The sequence below is a fragment of the Streptomyces djakartensis genome (genome assembly GCF_014651075.1).
Lineage (GTDB): Bacteria > Actinomycetota > Actinomycetes > Streptomycetales > Streptomycetaceae > Streptomyces > Streptomyces djakartensis.
On record NZ_BMWE01000008.1, the window covers coordinates 359,902 to 369,413 of the forward strand.

At 69.8% G+C, this 9,512-nt stretch carries 6 protein-coding genes and 1 pseudogene; 4 read left to right on the top strand and 3 right to left on the bottom strand.

What is annotated here, in order from left to right:
• Window positions 1–47: 47 nt before the first annotated feature.
• On the top strand, window positions 48–1,028 hold the full coding sequence (locus IE212_RS16740; RefSeq protein WP_190198630.1) for a cation diffusion facilitator family transporter: 981 nt from the start codon (window positions 48–50) through the stop codon (window positions 1,026–1,028).
• Window positions 1,029–1,098: 70 nt separating this feature from the next.
• On the opposite strand, the gene lepB is transcribed toward IE212_RS16740, so the two are convergent.
• Entirely contained in the window at window positions 1,099–1,743 is a 645-nt protein-coding gene (gene lepB / locus IE212_RS16745) for a signal peptidase I (protein WP_229864366.1), read from the bottom strand.
• A 145-nt stretch (window positions 1,744–1,888) separates the two neighbouring features.
• Window positions 1,889–4,019, bottom strand: a pseudogene (locus IE212_RS16750) (fructose-specific PTS transporter subunit EIIC).
• A gap of 516 nt (window positions 4,020–4,535) precedes the next feature.
• Here IE212_RS16750 and ahcY point away from each other — a divergent pair.
• Window positions 4,536–5,993 (top strand): adenosylhomocysteinase, encoded by a 1,458-nt coding sequence (gene ahcY, locus IE212_RS16755; protein ID WP_190198631.1) that lies wholly within the window; start codon window positions 4,536–4,538, stop codon window positions 5,991–5,993.
• 133 nt (window positions 5,994–6,126) lie between these two features.
• On the top strand, window positions 6,127–6,741 hold the full coding sequence (locus IE212_RS16760) for a hypothetical protein (protein WP_190198632.1): 615 nt from the start codon (window positions 6,127–6,129) through the stop codon (window positions 6,739–6,741).
• 41 nt (window positions 6,742–6,782) lie between these two features.
• Here IE212_RS16760 and IE212_RS16765 read toward each other — a convergent pair whose 3' ends face one another.
• Complete coding sequence (locus IE212_RS16765; RefSeq protein ID WP_190198633.1) at window positions 6,783–7,778, bottom strand: RDD family protein; 996 nt, start codon at window positions 7,776–7,778, stop codon at window positions 6,783–6,785.
• Between the two features lie 128 nt (window positions 7,779–7,906).
• On the opposite strand from IE212_RS16765, the gene IE212_RS16770 reads away from it, so the two are divergent.
• Entirely contained in the window at window positions 7,907–8,914 is a 1,008-nt protein-coding gene (locus IE212_RS16770) for a stage II sporulation protein M (protein WP_190198634.1), read from the top strand.
• Window positions 8,915–9,512: the final 598 nt, after the last annotated feature.

The following is a 9,512-nucleotide window of genomic DNA, read 5'->3' on the forward strand; positions in this document are numbered from 1 at the left end:
GGCGGCGCCCGGCCCAGGAACGGCGTACGAAGGGACAACGCGGACACATGAGCGCGTCAGGCGGCACCAAAGCGATCGTGGCGGCACTGGCCGCCAACCTCGCGATCGCGGTAGCGAAGTTCGTGGCGTTCCTCTTCAGCGGCTCGTCGTCGATGCTCGCCGAGTCCGTGCACTCGGTCGCCGACTCCGGCAACCAGGCGCTGCTCCTGGTCGGCGGCAAGAAGGCGCAGCGCGAAGCCACACCGCAGCACCCCTTCGGGTACGGCCGCGAGCGCTACATCTACGCCTTCCTCGTCTCCATCGTCCTCTTCTCGGTCGGCGGCATGTTCGCCCTCTACGAGGGCTACGAGAAGATCAAGAACCCGCACGAGCTGGAGCACTGGTACTGGCCGGTCGGCGTCCTGGTCTTCGCGATCATCGCCGAGTCCTTCTCCTTCCGCACGGCCATCAAGGAGTCCAACACCCTGCGCGGCCGCCGCTCCTGGAAGGAGTTCGTCCGCCACGCCAAGGCCCCCGAGCTCCCGGTCGTCCTCCTGGAGGACCTCGGCGCCCTCGTCGGCCTGGTCCTCGCGCTCGGCGGCGTCGGCCTCGCCCTGCTCACCGGCGACAGCCTCTGGGACGGCATCGGCACCCTCTGCATCGGCGTCCTGCTCATCCTGATCGCCCTGGTCCTCGCCGCCGAGACCAAGTCGCTGCTGCTCGGTGAGTCCGCCGGCGCCGAGGAGACCCGGAAGATCGAGGCCGCCGTCGTCGACGGCGACACCGTCACCCGCATCATCCACATGCGCACGCTCCACCTCGGCCCCGAGGAACTCCTCGTCGCCGCGAAGATCGCCGTCCGCCACGAGGAGACGGCCACCGAGATCGCCACCGCCATCGACGCCGCCGAGGCCCGCATCCGCGAGGCGGTCCCGATCGCCCGCGTCATCTACCTCGAGCCGGACATCTACAGCGAGGCCGAAGCCGCCAAGGGCCCCGACCCCGAGGCGACGCCCGGTGGACCCACGCCGAGCGGCGCCGGACACTGACGCAACGCACCAGCCCGTGGGGCCCGCCGAACCACTCGGCGGGCCCCACGGCTTTGCACGCGGCCGGTTCTCAGATCCGGACCGCCCGCGGCGGCGGGGGCGCCGCCGCGGCCCGCGCCCGCCGCCCTACGACCAGAGCGGCGATCCCGAGACCCGCTCCTGACAGCACCAGCAGCACACCGAGCATCATCGCCGTCCCGAGCACCACCGGCACGGTGTAGTCCTCGATCAACCGACCCCGGACCGTGGACTCCGGTAGCGTCCCGCCCTGGTCGCCGAGGAAGGCCCGCGCGTCACGGGCGTCGGCACGATGGTCACCCGGCATGAACGGCCGCCCCTTCGGAACCCGCACGTCGTAGGAGGGGTCGCCGAACCCACGACTGGCCTCCGGGCCCTTCAGGTACGGCTCCCGGAGCGGCTTTCCGTTCACGGAGACGCGCCTGTCCGCTCCCGCTCCCGTGCAGCACGTCACATGATCCCCACCGACACCGATGACCCGCTTGATCACCAGCGCGTCGCCGTACCGGTCCGGCACCGAGAACACCACGACGTCCCCGCGCCGCACATCGCTCCCGCCGATCCGCTCGTAGACGATCCGGTCGCCCGGTCCGTACGTCGGCTTCATGCTCTCGCTCGACACGATCGAACCGCCGAATCCCTGCCACGTGCGGACGAGACCGCCAACCCCCGACAGCAGCCCGGCCAGTCCCACCACGACGGCCGCGATTCCAGTCCCCGCCCCTCGCCGGACACGTGTGCCTCCTCATGCGGCCTCTCCGCGGGCGCAGAGCCCAACGCCCCCGTGCGACGGGGCCGCGCGGGCCCGCGTCCGATGTCCGGCCGCGGACCCGGTCACCTGCTTACCCGACCTCGCGCAACACACCGAGGAGGGCCGACTCGTCCGGCGCGGCCAGCAGCCGCTCCCGGAACCCGGCGTCCATCAGCTTCCGCGACAGCAGCGACAGAATCCGCAGGTGCTCGTCGCCCGCCGCCGCCTCCGGTACGGCGATCATGAACACCAGCCTCGCCTTCGTACCGTCCAGCGAGTCCCACTCGACGCCATCCGCGGAGCGGGCGAACCCGACGACCGGCTCCGTCACCGCGTCCGTCTTGGCGTGCGGAATCGCGATCTCCTCACCGAGTCCGGTCGTGCCCTGGGCCTCCCGCCGAAGCGCGCACGCCACCAACTCGTCCACGTCCGCGACCCTGCCGGTACGGGCCAGCAACTCACTCATCTCCCGGATCGCGGACTCCTTGTCGCCCGCGCGGAGTCCGGCCTTGACGGTCTGCCGGGTGAGACAGCAGGCGAGGCCCTCGCCCGCGCCCGCCTCCGCTGCCGGAACGGTGTCGGCGGACTTCGCCGCCTTTTCCGGAGCCGCGGGCTGTGCGGGGACGGCCGCGGGAGCCCCACTCGCACCGACCGCCCCCGTCTCGCGCACGGCCGGCTGCGCCACGACACCGCCGGCCTCCGCCCCTCCGGCACCCACACTCAGCAGCGCGGGCTCCGTTCCCGCCGGGCCCACGCCGCCGACCGCCTCCCCACTTCGCCTGCGCTCACTCAGGTCGACCAGGGCGACGGTGGCCAGCGCGGTGACGACCGAGCCGATCACCACGGCCACGAAGAACATCGGCACGCCGCTCACCGCGCCCAGCACGGCCACGATCGGCCCGCCGTGCGGTACCGCGTCCTCGACCCCGGCGGTCCCCGCGACCGCACCGGCGACCGCGCCGCCCAGCATGTTGGCCGGGATGACCTGCGCGGGCCGTGCCGCCGCGAACGGGATCGCACCCTCCGAGATCCCGAAGCACCCCATGAACAGCGAGGCGAACCCGGTCTCCCGCTCCTGCTCCGTGTACAGCCGCTTCCGTATCAGCGTGGCCAGGCCCTGCCCCAGCGGCATGACCGGGATCGCGGCCGCGCACATGCCCATGACCGTCTGGTTGCCGGTCGCGATGAGCCCGGTGCCGAACAGGAACGCCGTCTTGTTGACCGGCCCGCCCATGTCGAAGGCGATCATGAGCCCCAGAATCGCCCCGAGCAGGATCGCGCTGGTCCCGGTCATCCCACTGAGCCACCCGGTCAGGTGCTCGAACACCCAGGAGATCGGCCTGCCGATGACGTAGACGAAGAACAGCCCCAGAGCCGTGGTCGCCACGATCGGGATCACGATGATCGGCATGATCGGCTGAACGAACTTCGGGACCTTGACCTTCTTGATCCCCACCACCAGATACCCGGCGAGGAACCCCGTCACGATCGCCCCGATGAACCCGGCCCCCGCCTTGGAGCCGTACAGCTCCCCGGTGTTGGCGATCCAGCCGCCGATCATGCCGGGCACCAGGGCGGGCCGGTCCCCGACGGCATACGCGATGTAGCCGGACAGGACCGGCACCATCAGCGTGAAGCCGATGACGCCGATGTTGTTCACGTCCATCCAGAAGGAGTCCTTCGGGATGACCAGACCGCCCGACGGGTCGGCGTGGCCGCCGAGCGAGAGCGAGATCGCGATCAGCAGCCCGCCGACCACGACGAACGGGATCATGTAACTGACCCCGTTCATCAGCGCCTTGTACCCGACGCTCCGCTCCTTGCCGCCACCGGCCGCGGACGCCGTCGGGGCGCCCCCTTCCGCGTGCACGGGCGCCGACAGCACCCGCTCGATCAGCCGCTCCGGGTGACGGATCCCCTCCGCCACCCCGACGGTGAGGACCCGCTTACCCGCGAAGCGGCTCAGGTCCACGTCCTTGTCCGCGGCGACGATGATGCCGTCGGCATGCTTGACATCGTTGTCATCGAGGTTCAGCCCCGATGGACCCCTGCGTCTCCACCTTCATGTCGATACCGCGGCTCTCGGCGGCCTGCGCGAGTTTCTCCGCCGCCATGTACGTGTGAGCGATGCCGGTCGGGCAGGCGGTCACCGCGAGCAGCCTCAAACGCTTCTGCTCGCCTATGCCGCCGCCCGAGGGGGGAGGGCCGGCCGGACTGGTCACGTCGATCTCCTTAACGCCTTTGTCTGCGGAATCGCCGTACCGGACGCCCCGCACGATCGATCGGTGGTTCAGATCTCCGGGGCATCCTGCACCACCTCGCCGCAGACTCAAAGGCTCGAAGATCCCGTAACCTCCGGCTTTGCGGCCTCCTGCCGACCGTTCGTTGGTGTCCTGTTATCGCTCCCCCTCATCCCCCGCACACCCCACCGCCACTGACCTGCCGCCGCCCTCTTCAGGACCCGCGTCCTCCCGGCCCACCCTCCCCCGATGGCGAGATCTGTTCGGAGGCGGACTGGGGACGGCCCGGCCTCCCGGTGTAGCTTGGGACGGAGCCAGACGTCGCTGCTGATGGCGGTCGGGCGGTCCCATGGCGGACCGGCCGAGGGAGAGAGGGCCTCCGACGGACTGCGCTGCGCGTACGCGGGCATGCCTGTGTCCTCTTCCGGGCACCCCTGTGTCCGCCGCCGCGCAGACCAGCCGTACCCACCTCGACCCGAACCCGAGGAGCAGCTCGCAATGACGACTGTCGAGAACCGACAGGACTTCAAGGTCGCCGACCTCTCCCTGGCCGACTTCGGCCGCAAGGAGATCACCCTCGCCGAGCACGAGATGCCGGGCCTGATGGCGATCCGCAAGGAGTACGCCGAGGCGCAGCCCCTGGCCGGCGCCCGCGTCACCGGCTCACTGCACATGACCGTGCAGACCGCCGTACTCATCGAGACCCTGGTCGCCCTGGGCGCACAGGTCCGCTGGGCCTCCTGCAACATCTTCTCCACGCAGGACCACGCCGCCGCGGCCATCGCCGTCGGCCCGAACGGCACGGTGGACAACCCCCAGGGCGTCCCGGTCTTCGCCTGGAAGGGCGAGACCCTGGAGGAGTACTGGTGGTGCACGGAGCAGGCGCTGACCTGGCCGGACAGCCCCACCGGCGGCCCCAACATGATCCTGGACGACGGCGGTGACGCCACCCTCCTCGTCCACAAGGGCGTCGAGTACGAGAAGGACGGCAAGGTCCCCTCGCCCGACACCGCCGAGTCCGACGAGCACCGCGTCATCCTCGAACTGCTGACCCGCACCCTGGGCGAGAACCCCCAGAAGTGGACCCAGCTGTCCTCCGAGATCCGCGGTGTCACCGAGGAGACCACGACCGGCGTCCACCGCCTGTACGAGATGCAGCGCGACGGCACCCTCCTGTTCCCGGCGATCAACGTCAACGACGCCGTCACCAAGTCGAAGTTCGACAACAAGTACGGCTGCCGCCACTCGCTGATCGACGGCATCAACCGCGCCACCGACGTCCTCATCGGCGGCAAGACCGCGGTCGTCTGCGGCTACGGCGACGTGGGCAAGGGCTGCGCGGAGTCCCTGCGCGGACAGGGCGCCCGCGTGATCGTCACCGAGATCGACCCGATCTGCGCCCTGCAGGCCGCGATGGACGGCTACCAGGTCACGACCCTCGACGAGGTCGTCGACAAGGCCGACATCTTCATCACCACGACCGGCAACAAGGACATCATCATGGCCTCGGACATGGCCAAGATGAAGCACCAGGCCATCGTCGGCAACATCGGCCACTTCGACAACGAGATCGACATGGCCGGCCTCGCCAAGATCCCCGGCATCGTCAAGGACGAGGTCAAGCCGCAGGTCCACACCTGGACCTTCCCCGACGGCAAGGTGATCATCGTCCTGTCCGAGGGCCGCCTGCTGAACCTGGGCAACGCCACCGGCCACCCGTCGTTCGTGATGTCCAACTCCTTCGCGGACCAGACCCTGGCCCAGATCGAGCTGTTCACCAAGCCCGACGAGTACCCGACCGGCGTCTACGTGCTGCCCAAGCACCTCGACGAGAAGGTCGCCCGCCTCCACCTCGACGCGCTCGGCGTGAAGCTGACCACGCTCCGCCCCGAGCAGGCCGAGTACATCGGCGTCCAGGTCGAGGGCCCGTTCAAGCCGGACCACTACCGCTACTGATCCGAGCAGCACCGCTGCCGGTCAGTTCGCTGCCGGTCAGGACTCCGAGGCAGGCCCCCGCACCCCCGTGCCGGGGGCCTGCCCCGTTCCGCCCGGCCGGTGACCGGCCCGCCCGTCAGGACCCAGGACCCCCATGCCCCGCGGCCGTTATTCGCTCCACGATCCGCACGATCACACCCCCCTCGCGGAAGAACACTTCCAGTGCGCCCCCGGCCCCTCCGGCTGGCGCTACGTCTCCCAGGTGACCACCCCCTCGGGCGATCACCACGGCTCCGTCGACCTCACCCTCGACGAACTCGGCCGCCCCCTCCGCCTCGAACTCCACGCCGCCGCCTGGCAGGTCCGCGGCGCCGCTCTCGACGGCGTCACCTGGGTCCGCACCGACCCCACCGGAACCGAAGCCACGGAAGGCAATGTCCGGGCCCACGCCTTCACCGGCACCTCCCCGGCGTTCCTCGTCGCCACCGCCCGTCTCCTGCGCCTCACCCCCTCGGCTGCCGCCACCCGCGTACGCCTCGTCGCCTTCACGGACCCGGTCCTCGCCCCGCGCACCGTGGACCAGTCGTGGGCGTTGCTGAAGAGAGAAGCACACGCCACTGACAACGGCCCCCTGACCGTGGACGAGTACCAGGTCACAGCCCTGGACACGGGCGAGCAGCACACCGTGCACATCGCCGGCGACGTGGTCCTCGCGGCCCCCGGCGTCGAACTCGAGGACCTCGAATCACCACCGTCGCAGTTCACCTGAGCGGACAGCCCAGCCCGGCCGGGCGGGCCGCCCGCCCGCCACTAGGCCGGCGGCACGAACCCGGTGCGGGGACGGTCGCCCGCCGGTACTTCCTCCGCCTGCGCCGGCCTCGTCTCGGCCGACAGCCCGGTGGCCCCGGACTCCGGAGCGGACGGCACGACCGGAGAGGCAGCGTACGCAGGCGATGGGTACGCAGGCGGTGCGTACGCGGCCGGGGCCATGTCCGCGGTCGAAGCCCGCTCCGCGGCCGAGCCCGTCTCAGCGGCCGGAGCGGCAGCGGAGTCGGGCCCGTTCCCGAACGCCCGCCGCGCCTCCCGCGCCTGCCGTTCCTGCACGACCGCCGCCAGGTAAGCGGCCGGCGGGACACCCTGCGGCACCGGAGCACCCGTGCGCTGCGCGAGATCCGACGCCAGCCGCTCCGCCATGGACCAGCCCACCTGCGGGTCCAACTGCTGCATGCGGGTCAGGTACTGACGGACGGCGAGCCACAGACCGTCGGGCACCGAGGACAGATCGAGCTGTGAGAACCGCCCCGCCAGCCAGGGCGGAGGAGGCGGCACGAAACCGGTCGGCGTGACGGGAACCCGCTCACGCACGACGAGAGTCCCCGCGAACACATCACCGAGCCGCCGCCCGCGCGCCGACACGAACGAGGCGATACAGGCGACGATCCCGAACGTCATCAGAATCTCGATCACCCCGATCAAGCCCCTCACCAGCGCATGCCGGAACCGGATCGGCCCCCCGTCGTCCCGCACCACACGCAGCCCGCAGGCCATCTTCCCGAGCGACCGCCCGTGACTGAGCGTCTCCACCGCGATCGGCACGCCCACCAGCACAAGAACGAACGCCGCGATCGACAGCGCCGTCTGGGCCGCCTCGTCCAGCGAGGCAGTGGATGCCACCAGCGCGATGGTCACCGCGACGAAGACCACCATGACCGCCACGAGATCCAGCAACACGGCCAACGCCCTGCTGGGCAGCCTCGCGGGGCGCAGCTCCAACGCCACCGCCTCGCCCGTCACCAGCTCACTCACGCCCGCCGTCCTTCCCCTGCCCTGCCCCCCGACAGGGCCAGTCTGCCAAGCTGAGGGCGCATCGCGTCGCAGTACGACAAGCTGATCCACGAGAGTCGCCGACGAACAGCCGAGGAGCAGGCACACCGATGGACCTCGACGTCTTCGTCTCCGCCCATCGCGCGGAGTGGGACCGCCTCGAAGCCTTGCTCCGCCGCCGGCGCCGCCTCAGCGGCGCCGAAGCCGACGAACTCGTCACCCTCTACCAACGGGTCGCCACACACCTCTCCCTGATCCAGTCCAGCGCCCCGGACCCGCAGCTGACCGGTCGGCTCAGCCAGCTCGTGGCCCGCGCGCGCAGCACGGTGACGGGTACCCGCCGCGCCTCTTGGCGCGACGTCACCCGGTTCATCGCCCACGGCTTTCCCGCCGCCGTCTACAGAGCACGCCACTGGTGGGTGCCCACCGCGCTGCTGTCCACGGTCGTCGCGGCCCTCCTGGGCTGGTGGATCGGCACCCACCCGGAGGTACAGGCCTCCATCGCGGCGCCCAGCGAGCTGCGCGAGCTCACCCGGCCAGGCGGCCAGTACGAGACGTACTACTCCAGTCACCCGGCCGCGAGCTTCGCCGCCCAGGTCTGGACGAACAACGCCTGGGCCGCCGCCCTGTGCCTGATCCTCGGCGTCTTCCTGGGGCTTCCGGTCATCTGGATCCTCTTCCAGAACATGCTCAACCTCGGTGTCGGCCTCGGTCTGATGTCCTCGGCCGGCCGCCTCGACACGTTCCTCGGCCTGGTCCTCCCGCACGGCCTGCTCGAACTGACCGCCGTCTTCGTCGCCGCGGGCACCGGCCTGCGCCTGGGCTGGACCCTCATCGACCCGGGCCCCCGCACGCGACGCTCGGCTCTCGCCGAAGAGGGACGAGCCGCTATCGGCATGGCCATAGGCCTTGCCCTGGTGCTCTTCGTCTCCGGCGCCATCGAAGGCTTCGTCACGCCGTCCGGTCTTCCGACCTGGGCCCGCCTTGCCATCGGAGTCGTCGCCGAAATGACCTTCCTGCTCTACGTGTACGTAGTGGGGGGCCGCGCCGCCCGCGCTGGTGAGACCGGTGATGTCGAGGCGGCGGAACGCAGCGCCACCGTCCCTACAGCCGCCTGAACCTCGGTATGGCCGCCTGATGTGCGGACACGTCTGTTCAGCTGCTAGTCTCCTCTTCGCCCCACAGGAGCCGTTGACACGGCGAGTGCGGGGAGGTAGATTCGAACAGTTGCCTGGAGGCGGGGTGCAGCCCCGAACCGGCTACAGTGAGCATCTGTCTGCTTCGTGAAACGTTGATTTCACTGAAGCCCCTCCCGATAAATCGGAAATGAGTCGCCGGTCAATGCGGCTCGAAACTTCTGATAAAGTCGGAAGCGCCGGAAAGGGAAACGCGAGAGCGGGAACCTGGAAAGCACCGAGGAAATCGGATCGAGAAAAGATCTGATAGAGTCGGAAACGCAAGACCGAAGGGAAGCGCCCGGAGGAAAGCCCGAGAGGGTGAGTACAAAGGAAGCGACCGTTCCTTGAGAACTCAACAGCGTGCCAAAAGTCAACGCCAGATATGTTGATACCCCGTCTCCGGCCATCACGGCCGAGGCGAGGTTCCTTTGAAATAACACAGCGAGGACGCTGTGAACGGTCGGATTATTCCTCCGACTGTTCCGCTCCCGTGGAAAGCATTCACGGAGAGTTTGATCCTGGCTCAGGACGAACGCTG